We start from the raw sequence: 20,549 nt of genomic DNA on the forward strand, positions 1-20,549 counted from the left end.
GGAGGACCCCATGCGCAGCTACCCCCACAACAGTCCCCAGGCAGCCGCCCGCATCGTGGCGCTTCTGCTAATTGCCGACGGCCACGTCAGCCGCGCTGAGATGGATGCGCTGTACGGACGCGACATTGAGCGCGAACTGGGGCTGCCGCCAGGCGACTTTGCCCAGGTGCTGCACACCCTGTGCGAGGACTTGCTGATGGGCATGCGCGACCGGCGCCTGCTCACCGATAGCATCGACGACACCGCACTGGCCGCACTGCTGGCCGAAGTGACCGATGCCCCACTGCGCCACAAGGTGCTGTACTTTGCCGATGCCGCCGCCACGGCAGACCGCCACGTAGCCCCCGCCGAGGCGTGGGTGATGGGCGCCGCGCTGCAGCAGTGGCATCTGGAAGAAGTGGCGGCGCAGGGCTAGCGCTTACTTAGCGCCATGCTGGCCGCTGGGGATTGCATGGGCGGCGTCTAACAGTTGGCGCACCAAGGGGTGGTGCTGCCCACGGCGCGACCATATGGCGTGCACCTCTTCATGGATATCAGCACTGTCGCCCAGCAGGCGCAGGCCCCGCACCAGGCCAACGTCTTGTGCGCCGAGCTGGCTCACAGGAAACACGCCCAGCCCCCGCGCTGCAAACACCGCCAGCAAGGCGCTGTCTTCAAACTCCCCCACCACGCGGGGCCGCAGGCCCAGGTCATGGAACCAGGCATCAAGCGTGGAGCGCAGAGGCGAATGCACGGTGGGCAAAAGCACCGGGATGTCCTGCAGCGATTGCGGGAACCGGTCTCGCGCAGATTTCTTGACCAAGGACGACGGGCCATACCACTGCACAGCAGTGCGCGCGATGCGCTCGCTGGACAGGCGCTGATTGGGGTTGCGCGGTGCGGCCTGCCCCGCCAGCACCACATCGAGCTGGTGCAGCGCCAGCTCAGACAGCAACTCGTCAAACTCTCCCTCGTGGCACACCAGCCGCAAGTTGGGTATGGCGAGAATGGGCTCCAGCAGCGCATGCGCCGCCAGCTTGGAGATGCCGTCCGACAACCCCACGGACAGCCGAACCACGGGGCTACTGGCCGCCTCGCGCACCTCGTCGGTGATGCACTCACCCAGCTGAAAAATTTCCTCGGCCCGCACGTAGGCTGCCTGCCCTGCCTCGGTCAGCACCACCCCACGGCCCGAGGGCTTGAGCAACTGGTGCCCGAGGGACTTCTCCAGATCACGCACCTGGGCACTGATGGTCTGCACGGCCATTTCCAGCCGGTCGGCCGCACGGGCAAAGCCGCCCTCTTTGGCAACCATCCAGAAGTAGTACAGGTGGCGGTAGTTGAGCATGCATGCTCCGGTTCGTAAAAGCCGAATACTAGGTTCGAGCCAGACTGGTGTCTATTTTTCGCACCCATCTCCATACTGCCCGTCTGTATTTGAAAAGGAGTGATCCCATGTTCTATGCCATCAGCTGGTTTATATCGTTGTCACTGTTGGCCCTCTGGTCGCTGCTGTGCTGGGGCGTGCATGCCTTCACGGTGTGGGCCATGTCCAGTGCCGGGGCCCTGGCTGCGGGTGCGGCAGGGGCAGCAGGTGCGGCGTCCGTCCAAGCGATTCTCTTGCCCGCATGGCTGCAGGGCTGGGTACCGCCGGAGCTGTTGCGATCTCTGGAGGGTTGGATCACATCTGCCGGCCCCATGCTGCAGACGGTGCTGGAAAGCGTGCCAGCCCTGGCGGGCGCTGTCACGGTACTGGCCTGGGGCATTTGGGGACTGGGGGCGGTGGTTCTGATCGCACTGGCGGTGGGTCTCCATGTGCTGATCAGGCTGCTGCAGCGCAACACCACCGCATCTGTGCTCAACGCACAGGCTGCGCAGCGCAGACTGGCCAAAGGCTGAGCCTACCTGCAAGCCAAGCAGGCTCAGCCGCCGTCCCGTCAGGTGGCAGAGCAGCTAAAGCTCTCTGCCTTGGCCTGGTCGCCCGTTCCGTTGTAGCGCGGGAACTGCGGGAACTCGCACACAGGGCGCTGCAGCAACGGTGTTTTGCTACCTGCAGCAAACTTGGATGCCACGAGCTTGTCGGGCGCGGTCTGCTTTTCCACCCAGTTGTCCAGCGCCGTCAGCAGGTCGATGGAGAGCGGGTCGGTGCCTGCACCATCCAGGTTGTGCCCCACGGATGGCGAGGTCAGCATGCGGGCAAAGCCCCGCGCCTTGGTGGCGCCCACCTGTTGCTTCATCGACTCAAAATAGTCGGCTGTGCGGTACACCGACACGCAAGCATCGGCCAGGCCGTACCAGATGAGCAGCTTGCCGCCGTTGTCCGCGAAGGCAGAGATATCGGGGTTGGTCGAATCGATCATCTCGGCCAGCCGCAGGTACTGCGATGGGAAGCGGGTCGGGTCATGGTCGAGCAGGCTGAGCTTGGGGTTGCCCTCCACCAGGCGCGCGGCCTCTTGCGCTGCCATGAAGTTGAACGAATCCCGCGCAGCAAAGCTGTTGCCGAACATGTAGTCCTTCCAGTCTGACGTGGAGGCACCACCCCGCCCATAACGGGGGTAGCCTCGTGCGCCGCGCGACAGCGTGACGGGCGTGTCGTGGTTGGCATAGATCAAGCGGATGGATTCGATCTGCCCTGCCGTCAGGCAGGTGTCGTTGTCAGCACCGGTACACAGCAAGTCGGTGGGCACATAGTTGCAGGCCTGCACGTTGCCAATGATGCCGTCCTTGAGGCCATCGAGTGCATCACAGGCTGCCGTCTCAGCCTTGGCATACAGGGCAATCTTCTCAGCGCTCAGCCAGTTCTCGGGTTTGGAGAAGATGTGCTTGAGCACCGTAGGCCCCAGGTTGACCTGGTGCGCCTGCTGGCTGATGGCGGGCTCCATGGCGATCACACCGTCGTAATCCTTGGGGTAGCGCTGGGTAGCGGCCAGGGCCGATCGGCCACCGTTGGAATGCCCCATGTGGTAGCGGCGCACAGGCCGTTTTCCGTAGAAGTCGGTCGCCATCGCAGTGCCCACTTCCAGCACCAGATGGTTGGCCTCAAACGCATGGTTGCGCAGCGCTGCGTCGCTAGAGCCCCATGAGAAGCCTGCTGGCCCATGCCCCGAGTCCGAGCTGATCTTGACGTAAGGGTTGGCCGATGGGCCCACGAGCTGTTGGTAGAACACATCGTCCGTGGGGATGAAGCCATCGAACCCGCCGCCCCCAATGGTGAGCGTTTTGCCATTCCACAGGCTGCCGCTGGGCAGCTCCACCGCCCAGTGGATGGTGGAATCGGCCGACGAGACGATTTCGCCACGCACGATGCACACGTCTGGCAGGCTGCCGTTGGATTTACGGACCTCGGTCGCCGTGACCTTGGCACCGCCGGGCAATGCAGCCGGGCGGTAGGTGGGGCAGGCCTCGGCCAGAGGGCGGGAAGACGGCGATGGCGTGCCGTCGCTGCCGCCGCAGGCGCTCAAGGCCAGCGCGGCCACAACAGCCAGCGCTGTGCCCGCGGCGTTGCGGGCCAGCAAGGCCCTGCCCTGCGAGCGCAACGCAGACGCGTGAAAGGTGGGGGAATTCATGTGCAAAGTCTCCATATGTCGTGATGGTTTTAGGAGCCTTGCTGGCGGCGTGCGATGCAGATGGGCTGTTGCGCTCGCGTGCCTGCCCTTGCAATGGCTCCGGGCACCACGATAGGAGGCCAGGGGCACAAATAAGCCTCTGCAAATGCAGAGGGGAAGGGAAAGTCCTGAGCGCGCGTTCTGAGCCCCTTCAGCCTGTGCAGCGAAGGGGGAAGGGGCCCTATTTGCGCAGTGCGCTCACCAGCTCGACCTTGTTGCGCACGCCCAGCAGGCCGTAGGCACTGCGCAGATAGGTGCGCACGGTGGCGGGTGACAAGCCCAGTGCCAGCGCAATGTCTTTGTACGAATGCCCGTGCGCATACAGCGTGGCCGCACCCAGCTCACGCGGAGCCAAAGGCGACTGCGACGGTGGCTGCGCACTGCCCGGCTGGCGCACCACCAAGCTGATGAGGACCAACGGGCCACAGGCCTCAAACCGCAGGCGGGTGCTCTTGCCCAACGCCATGGTGCCCGGCAGCTTGCACAGCCCCGCATGCAAGGCGGCAGGCAGCGCGGGGCCGGACCACTGCGGGTGGGCATGGTGCAGCGCCTGCCCCAGGCGCAAACCCACATAAAGCAAATTGCCATCTGGCTCGGCCAGCGCATGGCCATCCCACGGGTGGGCCGATGGCAGCGCCTGCAGGCGCTGCAACGCATGGCGCCAGTGGCACAGCAGGTGGGCAACAAACTCGCCAAATAACTCAGCCTCCAGCCCCGAGAACGGCGGGCCTTGCGGTGGACGGTAGACAGAGACGAAGAACATCATCCCGCTGCCCGGCAGTTCCACCGTGATGGCCATGCAGTGGCACAGGCCATGGCGGCGGCAGAAGGCTTCCAGCTCCGGGGGAATGGCGCCGGGCGCATCCGGGCCGTTCTCGCAAATGACCTCACCCAGGCGCTCCATGGACATGCGCGCAAACTCGTCGCCCGCCGCCAGCGCGTTCCACTCTTGGGCAAACCGCTGGCTCAGGCCAATGCTGCCATGCAACCAGTTGCGCGGCGCAGCGTGTGCACTGCCTGCAGACACTTCGCCCCACCATGCTGAATCAAACGGCACCAGCCGCTGCAACAGGTGCAGCGCGTCGTGCAGCATCTGCTGCGGCGGGGTGTGATGGGCCAGTGCCGTCAAATCCAGCAGGCTGGCGCTGAGGGCTTGCAAGGGTGGCAGGGGCGGCGCGTGCATCCAACGCTGTGGGCGGGGTGCGCTGCCAACGGTGGGGGGCATGGGGCGTCTCCTGGTTATTTTTCATAACCAATGTACCCAAACACCCAGGGGCTGCGTACCCGTACATGCCCTGCCGCACACGCGAGGCCGATTGGAGTGCAAACGCCGCCTGCGCAGTGCATATTTCAGATCAAATCAGGCTCTAGCGCTTATTCAATAAGCGCTAGCAGCTATCAAAAATGTAGCAAATCACTATAAAGCAGTTGGACTCCAAGCGGACAGCCTCCGCCCGTACAGGCGCTTCAGGGCCGAAGCTGCCCCATCATTGGCAATGCCACAAGGAGCCATCTGGCCCCGCCCCAGGTTCTTAGTGCCCGCCAAACGTCCCCACCTGCCGCAGTCCACCCGTCAGGCCCCACAGGCTGATGCACCAGCCGTCACAGCCCTCACTCACCACCAGCCCGGGCAGGTCATTGCCGTCAATATCGACATAGCTCGCAGGCGCGCCCGGTACCTCGCCCATGTAGACGTAAGCGTCCTGCTTGCGCACAAACACATGGTGCCGTTGGGCTTCGTAGAACGCATTGGTATCACGCACCACCTTGCCCGGCACCACCAACGTGGTGCGCGCATCCGCCGCCGCTTGGGGCGGGCGAACAGACAGGGCCGACTCCCACCGCAACTGGGGCTGCAGCCAGCCAAAACGGCGCGTGTCGGATTGCAGATAGGCTTGCAGCCCAGCGCGGTGCTCAGGCTCGATCTTGCGCACATCCCAACGGGGCGTGGCCGGTGGCGTGAGTGAAAAAAGGCCGTACTCCCGGCGGTCACTCTGGCGATCACTCTGGCGTGCAGGGCCTTGCACCGTCACCCCCACAGACTCCCACTGCTCCGCGCCTGAAGCGTTCTTGAACACCTCGGCCTTGCACTGGTACTTGGCCCCCGCCTGCAACGCAAACACGGCCTTGCCTGTGTTGCAGTGCTGCGCCAGTTGCTGCAGCGGTACCTGGCTGTCGAACGATGCCAGCACCCGCTCCACATCGGGCGTCAGCATCGCAAAGAAGAGGCCGCTACGGGTGCTGTGGCTTTCTTTTTCCATGCCTGCGAAGGCGGGCAAGGTGCAGGCGAGGGCCAGGAAGGGGGCGAGCAGACGTGGCAGGGTCATGGCAGCGTGTTGTGAACAACGTTGGAAGCTAACGCGGTGGGTGCGGGAACCATGGCAGCTTAGGGCCCACTGCGGTTTTCGGCGTTGCCAACTTAAAGAGCCGCTGCGCAACGGTTGCGAACACTCGGTCAGAAGCCCCGGCTAGTGCATGACGGCTGTATGACCTCCTGACTGATTTCAGATGAAGTCAGCACGCTGTTCGTGCATGGCAAGCGTGGTACCCGGGTGAGCACCTGCGACCTGCGCAGATGTGGAAGCATTGGTTTGCGGTAGCAGGACTGAAGGGCAACATCGCCAGCAACACGAGTTGAAGGCTGTTGAGGTGCCGTCGGGGCGACCTAGGTCAGCTATTGCGTGCCCGAAGTACACCAGCGCACCCTGTTTGCGATCCTGCCTCAAATCTCGCGCTTCTTGATGCTCAAGGCGTAGTCGGTCTTGCTCAGTGAGGCTTGGTATATATCCAGCGGGTGCGACCTTGCCGCTACCCACTCCTTGATCTTCATCACTGTGTCCGGTGAGACGAGTGCGCCCAGCAAGATGCCCGTCAGGTTCTCTGGCCTGAACTCCACAGTCCCAGGTCCTTTTATGTAGTTGATTAGACGCCACTCATCCTCGTACGCCCACTGCAGCGACTTGGTAAGAAGCGCCTTTGTCATAGACGCCTCGGTGCCGTCTGAGTATGTCTTGATCGGTATGCGCTTCTGCGAATACTGCACCTTTTGCGCGTGCGCCATCAGCTTGGTGTGGCCGTCAAACTCCAAGCAGATACCTCTGTGATAGTCGCCGTAGTGCGACCACATCAGGATGTCATCGCACGTAGCGGACACGCAGTACACACCGACATCCTCTGTAATCAAGCGTGCTTGCTCGCGCTGGATGCCCTCCTCAGTTGTCTTGATGGTCTTCCGGCCCAGCGAATTCTTGACGACCTCCTTGGCCTGGGTGCGCCGCTGTTCGCGATTCAGGCCTGGTTCGAACTTTCTGGACAGGCGCTCAAACTCTTTGATCTGCGTGGTCTTTGGCGCATCAAGCGAGAAGATCGGGCGGAGGTCGAACGGGTCATTGAATGTCTTTGCCGCAGCGAAGTACAGTTCGTTGTGCAAGACGATCCGCTCGACCCACTTGATGACCTCGGCATTGGCCATTGATCGGTATTTGTAGAACTTAGCTGGGGCTTCGTCTTGCTCGCTCATGGTCGCCTTCTGTTGGGATCGCCGGGCATTTGCGTAGACGCGAGACCCTTACGATTCTCTGACGTACTCCGGTCGTCCGGCGGCTAAGGTTTTTGCAACGCACACCGCCAAGCCTTTGCCGACTACATCAGCGACACGCCTGGCTGGGGTTCGCCATAAACTGTAATACCAACGTTGAGCCCGGGTCTGCCTTTGACAGCTTCGCTCAAAATGACAGCGGATGGCCCATAGCATCTGACCATTCTGATGAAGACGACGGGCCGCTGTATCCCTAGCCCCATCAACAAAGAAATCCATGTAGACCTCAAGCACCGTGGGCAGCGCACCGTGGGCAGCGCGCCTTGCGCGCACCACCCACCAGCGCCTGCCGTGTCAGGACATCAAGCGTTCATGATCGACACGAGACGCGTATTCATGTGCGCCTCAATCGCCTCAGGGCCACCTTCCGATCCGTAGCCCGAATCCTTCAGGCCACCAAACGGCAGCTCAGCCGCAGGGGCCGCCGCCTGGTTGATCCAGAGCATGCCCACTTCCAGGCGCTGGGCCAGCAGGTGGGCGTTTTTCAGCGAGGTGGTGAAGGCGTAACCGGCCAGGCCAAACGGCAGGCGGTTGGCTTCGGCAATGGCGTCTTCGATCTTTTCAAAGCCACGCACGGCAGCCACGGGGCCGAAGGGCTCTTCGTTGAAGATGCGGGCCGACAGGGGTACGTCGTTCAGCACGGTGGGCTGGAAGAAGTTGCCTTCCGACCCAATGCGCTGGCCGCCTGCGGCCACCTGGGCGCCGTGCTGCACGGCGTCGGCCAGCAGGTCGGCCATTGCGGTGATACGGCGGGGGTTGGCCAGGGGGCCCATCTGTGTGCCTTCGGCCAGGCCGTCGCCCACCTTCAAGCCCTGCGCGTGGCGGGCCAGTGCGGCCACAAATTCACCACGGATGCTTTCGTGCACCAAAAAGCGGGTGGGCGAGATGCACACCTGCCCCGCGTTGCGGAACTTGGCGCCGCCTGCGGCGCGGATGGCCAGCTCGACGTCGGCGTCCTCGGCCACGATGACGGGGGCGTGGCCACCCAGCTCCATCGTCACGCGCTTCATGTGCTTGCCAGCCAGGGCCGCCAGTTGCTTGCCCACGGGGGTCGAGCCGGTGAAGGTGACCTTGCGGATGACCGGGTGTGGGATGAGGTAGTTGGAGATTTCTGCCGGGTCGCCATAGACCAGGCCCACGGTGCCAGCGGGCACGCCTGCATCGGCAAAGGCGCGGATCAGCTCAGCGGGGCTGGCGGGGGTTTCTTCAGGCGCCTTGACGAGGATGGAGCAGCCTGCGGCCAGGGCTGCAGCGAGCTTGCGCACCACTTGGTTGATGGGGAAGTTCCAGGGCGTGAAGGCGGCGACGGGGCCCACGGGGTCTTTGATGACCAGTTGCTGGGCCTTGAGGTTGCGCGAGGGCACGATGCGGCCGTACACGCGCTGGGATTCGTCGGCAAACCATTCGATGATTTCTGCGGCCGACATGGTTTCGACCTTGGCCTCGGCCAGGGGCTTGCCCTGCTCTTGCACCATGATGGCGGCTATTGATTCGGCGCGTTCGCGAATCAACGCAGCAGCGCGGCGCATGGTCTTGGCGCGGTCTACAGCGGGGATGTCGCGCCAGGCTTCAAAGCCCTTTTGGGCGGCTTCCAGGGCACGGTCCAGGTCGGCCTTGCCCGCGTGGGCCACCCGGCCGATTTCTTTGCCGGTGGCGGGGTTGTGCACGGCAATGGTCTTGCCGTCCGCAGCGTCCTGCCATGTGCCTGCAATGAAAAGACGGGTGTGGGGGTAGCTCATGCAAAAACTCCTGTGGATGGAACAAAAGACGGTGGCCAGCCCCGGGCCGGGCACCCTGGTGAATTGGCTTGCAACCCCAACAAGGCGTTGGGGCCCAAGCGCGCCCCACACTATAGGCGCAGCGCCAGCGGCGCCGCCGTGGTTGTATGACAACCCGAGGCGAAGGTGGGGGTACTGCTCCCTGCCCTTCGCGCCCTGTCCATGCCCGCCGTCGCGCTGCGCCCTCGCCTGCAGGTCAGGGAGCCGCTGCCACACGCGGGGCGGCGTCGCCCCAGTCGCCACCCAGGGCGCGGATGAGCCCCACGGTGGCCGTGTACTGCGCGGTGCGCACCTGCAGGGCCTGGCGGCGGTTGCGCAGCTCGCTGCGGCGGGCGTCGAGCAGTTCCAGTTGGCTGACCAAGCCGTTGAGGTAGCGCGTGTCGGACAGCTGCGTGGCGCGGCGGGCGGCCGTCACTGCGCGGCCTTGTGCCTCGGCCTGGCCAGCAAGCCAGCGCAGCGAAGCCAATTGGTCTTCCACCTCGCGGAAGGCGGTGAGCACCTGCTCGCGGTGGCTGGCCAGGGCCTGCTCCAGCCGGGCGTTGGCGCCCTGCACTTGCGCGTCGCGCTGGCCGCCGTCCCACAAGGGCAGCGAGAGCAAGGCGCTCACGCCCCAGGCGCGGGCCGACCACTTGAAGAGGTCGCCCAGCTCGGGCGATGCATGGCCCGCATTGCCCGTGAGCGTAATGGCCGGGAACCAGGCCGTTTGCGCCACGCCCACGCGGGCCTGCGCGGCCATCACGGCAGTCTGCGCAGCCGACACATCGGGCCTGCGGGCCAATACGGTGCCGGGCACGCCAGGGGGGATGACGGGCAGGGTTGCCTCGGCTGCAGCTGTGGGCAACGCAAAGCTGCCCGGCACATCGCCCACCAGTACGGCCAGCGCGTTGGTCAGCAGCGCTTGCTGGCGCTGCAGGGCCAGGGCTTCGGACTCGGTGGCGGCCACTTCGGTCTGCACACGGGCCACATCCAGCTCGGCCACATCACCGGCCTGCTGGCGGCGCTGCGTCAGGCGCAGGGTGTCCTGGTACGCGGCCAGGCTCTCATGGACGAGTTGCAGCTCGGTCTGTGCTGAGCGCAGTTGCAAATAGGTTTGCGCCACGTCGGCCTGCACCATCAGGCGCGTGCTTTGCAGCAGTGCAGCGCGGGCATCAGCGTCCAGCCGCGCGGCATCGCTGGTTTGCGACAGCTTGCCAAACAGGTCCAGCTCATACGACACATTGAGCCCGGCCGTGCCCAGCGTGGCGGGGGTGGCACTGCCCGTGGTGGCGGCACCGGCCTGGCGGGTGACACCGGCCGATGCGCCCACCTGCACCGAGCGCGCAGCGTCGGCCGAGCGCAGCAGCGAGCGGGCCTCGGCCAAGCGCGCGGCGGCTTGCTGGATGCTGGTGTTGGCGCTGCCTGCGCGCTGTACCAATTCAGCCAGTGCAGGGTCTTGGAACCCCAGCCACCACTCGCCGCGCGGCTGCGCTTCAGCGGGGGGCGCCACCGTCCAAGGCGCGGGCGGCACAGCGGCTTGCTGGCTACCGGCGCTAAAGGCGTCGGGCACAGGCACACCGGCGTGCGGCCCGGGCACCACGGGCTGCGTCATACAGCCAGCCAGCACCAGCGCTGCAGCCAAGGGAGCCAGCAGGCTGCGCCTGCGGGCGGCCGGGGACGGCACGGCCCCGGGGTGATTTGCGTTGTCTGTCATGTTGAATCTCCTGCCGGGCCACAGCCCCGGTCTTCCTGGGCTGTGGGCGGCTTTAGGCGCAGGGCCTGGGCCCATTGCAAATTGCTCAATGGCTCAAAGGCGTTCAGGCACCTTCATGGGGATGGCGGGGAGCAGCCAGCACAGGGTGTGCGGCACTGCCCGCACTCGGCGTTGCGTGCGGAGCATGGGAGATGGGCGCCACATGCGCGCCATGCTCCACCAGCGGGCGGTTGCCTGCCAGCTTGCGCAGCAGCACGTAGAACACGGGCGTGAGGAACAGGCCAAAGGCCGTCACCCCAATCATCCCGGCGAACACGGCCACGCCCATGGCGCTGCGCATTTCTGCGCCCGCACCGGTGGACAGCACCAGGGGCAGCACGCCCATCACGAACGCCAGCGAGGTCATCAGAATGGGGCGCAGACGCAGGCGACTGGCCTCAATGGCGGCCTGCACCGGGCTGCGGCCCGCAAACTCCAGCTCGCGCGCAAACTCCACGATCAGGATCGCGTTCTTGGCCGATAGCCCCACCAGCACGATGAGCCCGATCTGCGTGAACACGTTGTTGTCGCCCTTGGTGAGCCACACGCCCGTCATCGCCGCCAGCAGGCCCATGGGCACGATCAAGATGATGGCAATGGGCAGCGTGAGGCTCTCGTACTGCGCAGCCAGCACCAGGAACACCAGCAAGATGGCCAGCGGGAACACCAACACGGCAGAGTTGCCCGCCAGGATTTCCTGGTAGGTCAGCTCGGTCCATTCAAACGTGATGCCCTGAGGCAGTGTCTCTGCCGCAATGCGCTCGATAGCGGCCTGGGCCTGGCCCGACGAGAAGCCGGGAGCAGGGCCACCGTTCACATCGGCGGCCAGGTAGCCGTTGTAGCGCATGGCACGTTCAGGGCCAAAGCTGGGCTCAATCTTCATCAGCGCAGACAGAGGCACCATCTCGCCTGTGCTGGAGCGCACCTTGAGCGCCGCCACATCTTCAGCCCGCGCACGGTAGGCCGCATCGGCCTGCACGCGTACGCTGTAGGTGCGGCCAAACTGGTTGAAGTCGTTGGCGTACAGGCTGCCCAGGTAGATCTGCAGGGTGTCGAAGATGTCCGTCACGGGCACGCCGAGCTGGCGCGCCTTGGTGCGGTCGATGTTGGCGTACAGCTGCGGCACGTTGACCTGCCAGCTGGTGAACAGCCCAGCCAGCTCGGGCGTCTGGTAGGCCTTGGCCATGAAGGCTTTCACGGCGCCGTCCATGGCTTCGTAGCCCAGCGAGGCACGGTCTTCGATCTGCAGCTTGAAGCCGCCGGTGGTGCCCAGGCCCGCCACGGGTGGCGGTGGGAACATGGCGATGAACGCTTCCTGGATGCTGCCAAACGCCTGGTTCAGCTGCATAGCCACGGCACCGCCGCTTTGGTCAGCACGGGTGCGCTCGGCAAAGGGCTTGAGCGTGACGAACACGATGCCAGAGTTGGAGCTGTTGGTGAAGCCGTTGATCGACAGGCCCGGGAAGGCGATGGCGTCTTCCACATTGGGGTTGGTCTTGACGATTTCGCCCATGCGGCGGATCACATCTTCGGTGCGGTCCAGCGTAGCGCCATCGGGCAGCTGGGCAAAGCCCACCAGGTACTGCTTGTCTTGCGCAGGCACAAAGCCGCCAGGCACGACCTTGAACAGGCCCCAGGTAGCGCCCACCAAGGCCAGGTAAATGACCAGCATCAGCGCCTTGCGGCCAATGACGCGCTTGACGCCACCGCTATAGGCATCCGAGCCGCGCTGGAACACGCGGTTGAAGGCAGCGAAGAAGCGGCCCAGCACTTTGTCCATGCCGCGCGTCAATGCATCCTTGGGTTCGTGGTGGCCCTTGAGCAGCAGCGCGCTCAGCGCGGGTGACAAGGTCAACGAGTTGATGGCAGAGATCACCGTAGAGATGGCAATGGTGACCGCAAACTGGCGGTAGAACTGGCCCGTGAGCCCGCTGATAAAGGCCAGTGGCACGAACACCGCCACCAGCACCAGTGCGATGGCGATGATGGGGCCAGAGACTTCGCGCATGGCGCGGTAGGTGGCCTCGCGCGGGGTCAGGCCTTCTTCGATGTTGCGCTCCACGTTCTCGACCACCACGATGGCGTCGTCCACCACGATGCCGATGGCCAGCACCAGGCCGAACAGGCTCAAAGCATTGATGGAGAAGCCCAGCAAGTGCAGCACCGCAAACGTGCCCACCACCGACACCGGCACCGCCAGCAGCGGGATGATGGAGGCACGCCAGGTCTGCAGGAACAGGATCACCACGATCACCACCAGCGCGATGGCTTCGATCAGCGTTTGGATGACGGATTTGATCGACGCACGCACGAACTGTGTGGGGTCGTACGCAATGCGGTACTCCACACCTTCGGGCATGTTCTTCTGGATCTCGTCCATGGTCTTGCGCACATTGGCCGAGATGTCGAGAGCGTTGGAGCCCGGGGCCTGGAACACGCCCATGCCCACGGCAGGGTCGTTGTTGAGCAGCGAGCGCAGCGAATAGTCGGCAGCGCCCAGCTCCAGGCGGGCGATGTCGCGCAGGCGTGTCACCGCGCCGTCGGCGCTGGTCTTGACGATGATGTCGCCAAACTCTTCCTCGGTCGTCAAACGGCCCTGGGCATTGATGGACAGTTGCAGGTCCACGCCTGGCAGGCCGGGCGATGCGCCCACCACACCAGCAGCCGCCTGCACGTTCTGCCCACGGATGGCAGACACCACATCGCTGGCCGAGAGGCCGCGCTGCGCGACCTTTTGGGGGTCGAGCCACACGCGCATGGAGTAGTCGCCGCCGCCAAAGATCTGCACCTGGCCCACGCCGCCAATGCGGGCGAGCCGGTCCTTCACGTTGAGCACGGCGTAGTTGCGCAGGTAGTCGATGTCGTAGCGGTTGTTGGGCGAGACCAGGTGCACCACCATGGTCAGGTCCGGCGCGCTCTTGACGGTGGTGACACCCAAGCGGCGCACTTCTTCAGGCAAGCGTGGCTCTGCCTGCGAGACGCGGTTTTGCACCAGCTGCTGGGCCTTGTCGGGGTCGGTGCCCAGCTTGAAGGTCACCGTCAGCGTCATCGTGCCATCGGTGGTGGCCTGGCTGCCCATGTAGAGCATGCCTTCCACGCCGTTGATGGATTCCTCCAGCGGCGTGGCCACGGTCTCGGCGATCACCTTGGGGTTGGCACCTGGGTACTGGGCGCGCACCACCACAGACGGCGGCGCGACCTCGGGGTACTCAGAGATGGGCAGACCGCGCAATGCGATCAGGCCCGCCAGAAAGATGAGCACCGACAGCACCCCGGCAAAGATGGGGCGGTCAATGAAAAAACGGGACAGGTTCATACAAATATTCCTGATAGCTCAAATCACTCGCTGCGCTCACAACGTTCACACAGCGGGCGATTTGGTGGCGCCTTGGGCTTGCTTGCGCTCACCGGGCACCTCTGCTTTGGCCGACATGGGCACGGCTTGCGGTGCCAGCACAGCACCAGGGCGCACGCGCTGCAGGCCGTTGACCACAATGGTCTCGCCCGCCTTCAGGCCCGAGGTGACCACGCGCAGGCCGTCCACCGGGGCACCCAGCGTCACCTCGCGGTACTCGGCCTTGTTGCCTTCGGCCACCACCATCACAAACTTCTTGCTCTGATCGGTGCCCACGGCACGCTCATTGATGAGCACAGCCTGGGTGTTGCGCGCCTGGCCCATGCGGATGCGTGCAAACTGGCCGGGGATGAGTGCGCCGTCGGCGTTGTCAAACACCGCACGCACGCGCACGGTGCCGCTCTTGGCGTCCACCTGGTTGTCAATCAGCTGCAGGTGGCCGGCGTGCGGCGTGCCGCCACTGGTGCTGGTGCCCGTGCCCATTTGCACGGGGATGCGCTCCAGCAACTGGCGCGCACTTTGCCCCTTGGAGCCGCTGCCCAGGTCTTGCAGGGCCTTCACCACGATCTGCTCGTCGGTGTCAAAGCTCGCGTAGATGGGGCTGACAGAGACGAGCGATGTCAGCACCGGCGCGCCCGCACCGGCGGACACCAGGTTGCCCACAGTGACTTCGATGCGGCCCACGCGGCCCGCCACCGGCGCGCGCACCTGGGTGTACGACAGGTTCAGGCGTGCGGTTTGCAATGCGGCCTGCGCAGCGCGCAGGTTGGCATCGGCCTCGCGGTGGGCGTTCTGGCGTTCGTCGTGCTCGCGCTGGGCGATGGCGCTTTCTTGCAGCAGACGGGTGGAGCGGTCCAGCTCACTGCGGGTGTACGAAACGCGGGCCTGCGCGGCGGCCACCTGGGCTTCGGCGCGGTCCATCTCGGCGGCGTAGGGGGCGGGGTCCACCGTCACCAGCAGGTCGCCCTGCTTGACGAGGGCCCCCTCCTTGAAGTGCACGGCCTGCAGCGCACCCGCAACGCGGGGGCGCACCTCTACGCGCTGCACGGCCTCCAGGCGGCCCGAGAACTCGTCCCACAGGGCGATGTCTTTTTGCAGCACAGCGGCCACCGACACGGGCACGCCCTGCGGGGCGGCCCCTGCCGTGGGCGATTCAGCGTGCGAGTCTTGCAGGCCCAGGGCCGTGCCCCCCACAGCCACAGCCGCCGCAAGGGCGCCTGCCGTGGCCCACCAGCGGCGGCGGGGCGAAGAGAGAAGTGCGTTGTTCATGGTGTTTTCCTCCGTGTCATTGATTCGGTTCATCAGGTCTGTCCAGGTCTGCCGGGCATGCCGCTGGTGGCGGGCCCGCAGGGCTCAAAAGGTTCTCAGCGCCACTGGGGGCTGTCTCAAACGCCCCAACAAGAGCGCGTCGCAAAGCACAAAATCCAGGCAAAGCAGATCCCTCCGGCACTTCAGGCCAGATTCAAAATGGGTTGCGAAATCCAAGGGCAAAGCTGCGCCCAGCCAGCCCTGCAAGGGGGCTGGCGCAGCGGCAATCACTTGCCGGTCAGGGGGTCAAGGTCATCGGTGCGATCAGTGTCAGGACGGTGCCTGACATCGGGTGGCGTCAAAAAACCGCCGAAACTCCTCTTGCGCCGCACCGGCGCAAGGACATTCGTGCGGGCCAGTCTCCAGCAAAGGCTCAGGCCATTTCTCGGCCTTGGCAAACACATGCTGCGTCACCATCAAGCCAGCGGCGCGCAGCCGGGCTGCATAGGCCAGAGCCTCGTCGTGCATGGGGTCGGTGTCACCCACCAAAATCAGCGTGGGGGGCAAGCCTGCCAAGCGGTGCGCAGAGGCCGGTACCGCGTAGGGGTGCTCGGCATCGCGTGGGCAGCGCAGGAAGTTGCGCCAGCCCTCCACCCACTTGCAGTCCACCGCGTCCCCAGTCACCTGCCGCTGCGAGGCTGTGCCCACACAGGGGTCGAGCATGGGCGACAGCAAAATCTGCCCAGCCAGCGGGGGGTGGGATTGGTCACGCGCCATCAGGGCCACAGCGGCAGCCAGGTTGCCGCCAGCCTCTTCGCCCGCCAGGTACACCAGCGCGCCCTGTCCGCCCAGCTTGGTGCGGTTGCGGTGCACCCACTTGAGTACCTCGTAGCCGGTGTCCACGGGCTGCGGAAACGGTGTGAGTGGATACGCCACCGACACCACCACGGCGCCAGCGCCTTCCAGCAGGCCACCCACGGTGCAGCCGTTGTCCAGGTCACCCGACACAAAGGCGCCGCCATGGAAGTGCACCACCACTGGCGAGGTCTGGCCCGTCTTCTTGCGGCCGTACATGCGCACCGCCACGCTTTGGCCTGCAGCCAGTTCGATGGCGCTATCGACACAACGCGCTGCGGCTGGCTGCACCTTGGGTGCGGCGGCTGGCTTGGACTGCGGGGCGGGACGGGGGGCGTCGGGTTGCATGGCATGGCCCCGAAAAGGGGACCCTAAATCTTGGGATGGTTGAAATGTACCGACACAGCAGCACCTGATAAACCCGGCAAACACCACCGCAGTGTTTCCAAAAGCTCAACAATGAAGCCATGGGTTGCGTGTGAGAATTCTTCAGCCCCCGCAGAACAAAGTTCTGTGGGGGCTGATCAACCCGTTTCGAGGAGGGGCCATGGACCAAATTCAGGCCATGCGCATATTCACCCGTGTCGTAGAAGCAGGCACATTCACGCGGGCAGCCGACTCTTTGTCGCTGCCCAAAGCCACCGTCACCAAGCATGTGCAGGCGCTGGAGGAGCGGCTGCGCGTGAAGCTACTCAACCGCACCACCCGCCGCGTGACCGTGACGGCCGACGGCGCCGCTTACTACGAGCGCACGGTGCGCCTGCTGGCCGACCTGGACGACATCGAAGCCAGCATGACCAACGCCCGCGCCAACCCACTGGGGCGGTTGCGGGTGGACGTGGGCACCTCGGTGGCGCAGCTGCTCATCATTCCGCACCTGGCCGAGTTCCAGGCCCGCTACCCCGACATCCAGCTGGACCTGGGCGTGAGCGACCGCACGGTGGACCTGATTGGTGACAACGTGGACTGCGTCATTCGCGGCGGGGCACTGAGCGACCAGTCCCTGGTGGCGCGGCGCATCGGCAACCTGGAGTTCCTCACCGTAGCGTCGCCCGACTACCTGGCGCGCAAAGGCACGCCCGCGCACCCCCTGGAAGTCGAAGAAAAACACTCCAGTCTGCTGTATTTCTCGCCCCAGTCCGGGCGGCACTACCCGCTGGAGTTCCGCAAGGGCGCCGAGTCCATCGACATCCACGGGCCTTACCAGGTCAGCGTGAACGAAGCCAATGCCTATGTGTCTGCAGCGGTGCAAGGCCTGGGCATCGCGCAAATCACCAGCTTTCAGGCGCAAAGGCATTTGCAAAGCGGTGCGCTGGTGCAGCTGCTGCCTGAGTGGACCCAGCCCCTGCTGCCGGTCTATGTGGTGTACCCACCCAACCGGCACCTCAGCGCCAAGGTGCGCGCCTTTGTGGACTGGGCGGCAGAGCTGTTTCAGCGCGAGCCTTACATGCAGCGCACCGAGTCGCCTTCGGCGTAAGAACCTGTTCAAAGGCCTGCGCCCGCAGCATCCAGGCGCTTTATGCTCGGGGCCTATGAACACACCCCAAGCGCCCCAAGGACCGCAGCCCCAAAGCACTGACGCGCCAGCCGACACCAGCCCCGTGGCCGCCACCCCCACCACACCAGAGCCCACTGTGGCTGCCCCTGCACCACCCGCCAAGCAGGCGCGCAACCCCTTGCACGGCGTTACGCTGGAAGCCATCGTGGTGGCACTGTCGGAACACTATGGTTGGGCAGAGCTGGGCCAACTGGTGCCGGTGCGCTGCTTTCAAAGCGACCCCAGCGTCAGCTCCAGCCTGAAGTTTTTGCGCAAGACCCCGTGGGCGCGCGAAAAGGTAGAGAGCCTCTACCTTTTCATGCTGCGCCAGCAACGGCGCAACGGGTAAACCGCGCCTGGCGCAGTGGTCAGCCTCAGTCGCTGACCGCCACCAAAAAGTCGCGGCTGATCCCCGCGCCCAACTCGTTCACCTTGTCCAGGAACTGGGTCAGGAAGGCATGCAGGCCTTGCGACAGGATCTCGTCGATGCGCCCATATTGCAGATCGGCCAGCAGACGGCCTGCGCGGCGCTGGGTTTCTGACGAGTGGTCGTTGGCGAGCACGCTCAGGTTCTCCACCACTTCGTGCAGGCTGGCGTGCAGCGAGCGAGGCATGTCGCGCCGCAAGATCAGCAAGTCAGCCACCCGCCCGGGCGTGATCACGTCGCGGTACACCTTGCGGTACACCTCAAACGCCGAGACGCTGCGCAAGATGGCGCTCCAGTGGTAGAAGTCGTTTTCCTGGTTGCGCTCGCTGGCGCGGCCAAAGAAGTCGTTCTGCACGGCATGGAATTTCACATCCAGCAAACGCGCCGTGTTGTCGGCCCGCTCCAGGAACGTACCCATGCGCAGAAAGTGAAACGCCTCGTCTTGCAGCATGGTGCCCAGCGTCACGCCGCGCGAGAGATGCGAGCGGTATTTGACCCATTCAAAAAACTGCCCCGGGTCGCGCTCAAAAGCATTGCCTTCCAGCTGGCGGTGCAACTCCAGCCAAGTCTGGTTGATGGTTTCCCAGACCTCGGTGGTCAAGGCACCGCGCACGGCCCGCGCGTTTTCGCGCGCTGCGCGCAGGCACGACACGATGGACGATGGGTTGTTGCCATCGCGCACCATGAACTCCAGCACACGCTCGGGCGTCACCTCGCCATGCTTGGTGGTGTAGGCAGGAATGAGTTCGCTGATGGACAGCAAGCCCTCCCAGCCTTCTTGCGCGGCCTCGGCGGCCTGGGGCAACAGAGAGGTCTCGTAGCTCACATTGAGCATGCGGGCCGTATTCTCCGCCCGCTCGGTGTAGCGAGACATCCAGAACAAATGGTCAGCGGTGCGGCTCAGCATGTTTCAGTCCCTCCATTTCCCAGCACCCAGGTGTCTTTGGTGCCGCCGCCCTGTGATGAGTTGACAACCAGCGAGCCCTCTTGCAAGGCCACGCGCGTGAGGCCACCGGCCACCATCTGCACTTCGCGCCCGCTGAGCACGAAGGGGCGCAGGTCGATGTGGCGGGGGGCAATGCCGCTGTCCACATAGGTAGGGCAGCTCGACAGGCTGAGCGTGGGCTGCGCGATGTAGCCCGCCGGGTTGGCCAGCAGGGCGCCGCGAAAGGCTTCGATCTCGGCCTGCGTGGCTGCGGGGCCGATGAGCATGCCGTAGCCACCCGCGCCATGCACCTCCTTGACCACCAGGTCTTTGAGGTGGGCCAGCACGTACTGCAGGTCGTCCTGCTTGCGGCACATCCAGGTGGGCACGTTCTTCAGGATGGGTTCCTGGCCCAGGTAGAAGCGAATCATCTCAGGCACGTAGGGGTAGACCGATTTGTCGTCGGCGACGCCGGTGCCCACAGCGTTGCAGATGGCCACGTTGCCTGCGCGGTAGGCCTCCATCAGGCCGTAGCAGCCCAGGGTGGATTTGGGCCGGAAGACCTGAGGGTCAAGGAAGTCGTCGTCCACACGGCGGTAAATCACGTCCACCCGCTGCAGGCCGCGCGTAGTGCGCATGTAGACGAACTTGTCGCGCACCACCAGGTCTTGCCCTTCGACCAGCTCCACGCCCATTTGCTGGGCCAGGAAGGCGTGCTCAAAGTACGCGCTGTTGTGCATGCCCGGCGTGAGCACCACTACGGTGGGGTCGTCCGCCGTGGCGGGGGCGCTGGCGCGCAGGGTGTCCAGCAGCATGTCGGGGTAGTGCGCCACCGGTGCTACCTTGTGCTGGCTGAACAGCTCGGGGAACAACCGCATCATCATCTTGCGGTTTTCGAGCATGTAGCTCACGCCGCTGGGCACGCGCAGGTTGTCTTCGAGCACGTAGTACTCGCCCTTGCCCTGGGCATCAGGCGCACGCACGATGTCGATGCCTGCAATATGCGCGTAGATGTTCTGCGGCACCTGCACGCCGGCCATTTCGGGGCGGTATTGAGCGTTGTTGAGGATCAGGTCGGCAGGCACGATGCCTGCGCGGATGATGTCTTGCCCGTGGTAGACGTCATAGATGAAGCGGTTGAGCGCCGTGACCCGCTGCACCAGGCCCTGCTGCATGCTGCTCCATTCGTGCGCAGGAATGATGCGGGGGATAAGGTCGAACGGGATGAGCCGTTCGTTGCCCGCGCCGCCCTCGTCCTTGGCGCCATAGACGGCGAAGGTGATGCCCACGCGCCGGAAGATCATTTCGGCTTCGGCCCGGCGGGCCTGCATCACGTCAGGGGGCTGTTGGGACAACCACTGCGCATAGCGCTTGTAGTGTTCGCGCACATCGCTGCCTGCATAAGGAAGCGTGGCGTACATCTCGTCAAATTTCTGCATGAACTGGCCTCCTGCAGCCAGGATAGCAAGTTGTGCGCCTGCCTCCGGGCCAAACACCCCAAAACCAGCACAAA

The 20,549-nt window shown here is 64.7% G+C and carries 16 protein-coding genes; 4 read left to right on the forward strand and 12 right to left on the reverse strand.

Annotated elements, in window-relative coordinates; all coding sequences use genetic code 11:
• The first annotated feature begins 10 nt into the window (after positions 1-10).
• The gene (locus C8C98_RS02345; RefSeq protein ID WP_121452971.1) at positions 11-415 is read left to right on the forward strand and encodes a TerB family tellurite resistance protein; all 405 of its coding nucleotides are present in this window, start codon (positions 11-13) and stop codon (positions 413-415) included.
• Between the two features lie 3 nt (positions 416-418).
• Here C8C98_RS02345 and C8C98_RS02350 read toward each other — a convergent pair whose 3' ends face one another.
• Positions 419-1,327 (reverse strand): LysR substrate-binding domain-containing protein, encoded by a 909-nt coding sequence (locus C8C98_RS02350; protein WP_121452972.1) that lies wholly within the window; start codon positions 1,325-1,327, stop codon positions 419-421.
• Positions 1,328-1,434: 107 nt separating this feature from the next.
• Between C8C98_RS02350 and C8C98_RS02355 the strand changes: the two genes are divergently transcribed.
• The gene (locus tag C8C98_RS02355; RefSeq protein ID WP_121452973.1) at positions 1,435-1,878 is read left to right on the forward strand and encodes a hypothetical protein; all 444 of its coding nucleotides are present in this window, start codon (positions 1,435-1,437) and stop codon (positions 1,876-1,878) included.
• A 38-nt stretch (positions 1,879-1,916) separates the two neighbouring features.
• On the opposite strand, the gene C8C98_RS02360 is transcribed toward C8C98_RS02355, so the two are convergent.
• From C8C98_RS02360 to C8C98_RS02400, 9 genes are all read right to left on the reverse strand, one after another.
• Complete coding sequence (locus C8C98_RS02360; protein WP_233574427.1) at positions 1,917-3,545, reverse strand: tannase/feruloyl esterase family alpha/beta hydrolase; 1,629 nt, start codon at positions 3,543-3,545, stop codon at positions 1,917-1,919.
• Positions 3,546-3,765: 220 nt separating this feature from the next.
• Positions 3,766-4,809 (reverse strand): helix-turn-helix transcriptional regulator, encoded by a 1,044-nt coding sequence (locus C8C98_RS02365; RefSeq protein ID WP_121452975.1) that lies wholly within the window; start codon positions 4,807-4,809, stop codon positions 3,766-3,768.
• 307 nt (positions 4,810-5,116) lie between these two features.
• Complete coding sequence (locus C8C98_RS02370; protein ID WP_121452976.1) at positions 5,117-5,911, reverse strand: hypothetical protein; 795 nt, start codon at positions 5,909-5,911, stop codon at positions 5,117-5,119.
• Between the two features lie 395 nt (positions 5,912-6,306).
• Entirely contained in the window at positions 6,307-7,104 is a 798-nt protein-coding gene (locus C8C98_RS02375) for a DUF2971 domain-containing protein (protein WP_121452977.1), read from the reverse strand.
• Positions 7,105-7,484: 380 nt separating this feature from the next.
• Positions 7,485-8,921, reverse strand: a complete 1,437-nt coding sequence (locus tag C8C98_RS02380) for an NAD-dependent succinate-semialdehyde dehydrogenase (protein WP_121452978.1) — start codon at positions 8,919-8,921, stop codon at positions 7,485-7,487.
• A 235-nt stretch (positions 8,922-9,156) separates the two neighbouring features.
• Entirely contained in the window at positions 9,157-10,650 is a 1,494-nt protein-coding gene (locus C8C98_RS02385; RefSeq protein ID WP_121452979.1) for an efflux transporter outer membrane subunit, read from the reverse strand.
• Between the two features lie 103 nt (positions 10,651-10,753).
• Positions 10,754-14,005, reverse strand: a complete 3,252-nt coding sequence (locus C8C98_RS02390) for an efflux RND transporter permease subunit (RefSeq protein WP_121452980.1) — start codon at positions 14,003-14,005, stop codon at positions 10,754-10,756.
• Between the two features lie 45 nt (positions 14,006-14,050).
• Positions 14,051-15,313 carry an efflux RND transporter periplasmic adaptor subunit gene (locus tag C8C98_RS02395; protein WP_121455970.1) on the reverse strand — a complete coding sequence of 421 codons (1,263 nt, stop codon included), beginning with the start codon at positions 15,311-15,313 and terminating at the stop codon, positions 14,051-14,053.
• 309 nt (positions 15,314-15,622) lie between these two features.
• Complete coding sequence (locus C8C98_RS02400; protein WP_121452981.1) at positions 15,623-16,495, reverse strand: alpha/beta hydrolase; 873 nt, start codon at positions 16,493-16,495, stop codon at positions 15,623-15,625.
• Between the two features lie 199 nt (positions 16,496-16,694).
• On the opposite strand from C8C98_RS02400, the gene C8C98_RS02405 reads away from it, so the two are divergent.
• A complete protein-coding gene (locus tag C8C98_RS02405) occupies positions 16,695-17,624 on the forward strand; it encodes a LysR family transcriptional regulator (RefSeq protein ID WP_121452982.1) in 930 nt (309 codons plus the stop codon).
• A 55-nt stretch (positions 17,625-17,679) separates the two neighbouring features.
• A complete protein-coding gene (locus C8C98_RS02410; protein ID WP_121452983.1) occupies positions 17,680-18,033 on the forward strand; it encodes a VF530 family DNA-binding protein in 354 nt (117 codons plus the stop codon).
• A 25-nt stretch (positions 18,034-18,058) separates the two neighbouring features.
• On the opposite strand, the gene C8C98_RS02415 is transcribed toward C8C98_RS02410, so the two are convergent.
• The gene (locus C8C98_RS02415; RefSeq protein ID WP_121452984.1) at positions 18,059-19,018 is read right to left on the reverse strand and encodes an alpha-E domain-containing protein; all 960 of its coding nucleotides are present in this window, start codon (positions 19,016-19,018) and stop codon (positions 18,059-18,061) included.
• On the reverse strand, positions 19,012-20,475 hold the full coding sequence (locus C8C98_RS02420) for a circularly permuted type 2 ATP-grasp protein (protein ID WP_121455971.1): 1,464 nt from the start codon (positions 20,473-20,475) through the stop codon (positions 19,012-19,014). Before C8C98_RS02420 ends, C8C98_RS02415 begins: the two co-directional genes overlap by 7 nt.
• Between the last annotated feature and the right edge of the window lie 74 nt (positions 20,476-20,549).

Origin of the sequence: Acidovorax sp. 106 (assembly GCF_003663825.1) — a bacterium.
GTDB lineage: Bacteria > Pseudomonadota > Gammaproteobacteria > Burkholderiales > Burkholderiaceae_C > Acidovorax.

What these genes read in the sequence shown, in the direction of transcription:
- C8C98_RS02345 (WP_121452971.1), top strand. Translation starts at nt 11, where the DNA reads ATGCGCAGCTACCCCCACAACAGTCCCCAGGCAGCCGCCCGCATCGTG.
- C8C98_RS02350 (WP_121452972.1), bottom strand. Translation starts at nt 1,327, where the DNA reads ATGCTCAACTACCGCCACCTGTACTACTTCTGGATGGTTGCCAAAGAG.
- C8C98_RS02355 (WP_121452973.1), top strand. Translation starts at nt 1,435, where the DNA reads ATGTTCTATGCCATCAGCTGGTTTATATCGTTGTCACTGTTGGCCCTC.
- C8C98_RS02360 (WP_233574427.1), bottom strand. Translation starts at nt 3,545, where the DNA reads ATGAATTCCCCCACCTTTCACGCGTCTGCGTTGCGCTCGCAGGGCAGG.
- C8C98_RS02365 (WP_121452975.1), bottom strand. Translation starts at nt 4,809, where the DNA reads ATGCCCCCCACCGTTGGCAGCGCACCCCGCCCACAGCGTTGGATGCAC.
- C8C98_RS02370 (WP_121452976.1), bottom strand. Translation starts at nt 5,911, where the DNA reads ATGACCCTGCCACGTCTGCTCGCCCCCTTCCTGGCCCTCGCCTGCACC.
- C8C98_RS02375 (WP_121452977.1), bottom strand. Translation starts at nt 7,104, where the DNA reads ATGAGCGAGCAAGACGAAGCCCCAGCTAAGTTCTACAAATACCGATCA.
- C8C98_RS02380 (WP_121452978.1), bottom strand. Translation starts at nt 8,921, where the DNA reads ATGAGCTACCCCCACACCCGTCTTTTCATTGCAGGCACATGGCAGGAC.
- C8C98_RS02385 (WP_121452979.1), bottom strand. Translation starts at nt 10,650, where the DNA reads ATGACAGACAACGCAAATCACCCCGGGGCCGTGCCGTCCCCGGCCGCC.
- C8C98_RS02390 (WP_121452980.1), bottom strand. Translation starts at nt 14,005, where the DNA reads ATGAACCTGTCCCGTTTTTTCATTGACCGCCCCATCTTTGCCGGGGTG.
- C8C98_RS02395 (WP_121455970.1), bottom strand. Translation starts at nt 15,313, where the DNA reads ATGAACAACGCACTTCTCTCTTCGCCCCGCCGCCGCTGGTGGGCCACG.
- C8C98_RS02400 (WP_121452981.1), bottom strand. Translation starts at nt 16,495, where the DNA reads ATGCAACCCGACGCCCCCCGTCCCGCCCCGCAGTCCAAGCCAGCCGCC.
- C8C98_RS02405 (WP_121452982.1), top strand. Translation starts at nt 16,695, where the DNA reads ATGGACCAAATTCAGGCCATGCGCATATTCACCCGTGTCGTAGAAGCA.
- C8C98_RS02410 (WP_121452983.1), top strand. Translation starts at nt 17,680, where the DNA reads ATGAACACACCCCAAGCGCCCCAAGGACCGCAGCCCCAAAGCACTGAC.
- C8C98_RS02415 (WP_121452984.1), bottom strand. Translation starts at nt 19,018, where the DNA reads ATGCTGAGCCGCACCGCTGACCATTTGTTCTGGATGTCTCGCTACACC.
- C8C98_RS02420 (WP_121455971.1), bottom strand. Translation starts at nt 20,475, where the DNA reads ATGCAGAAATTTGACGAGATGTACGCCACGCTTCCTTATGCAGGCAGC.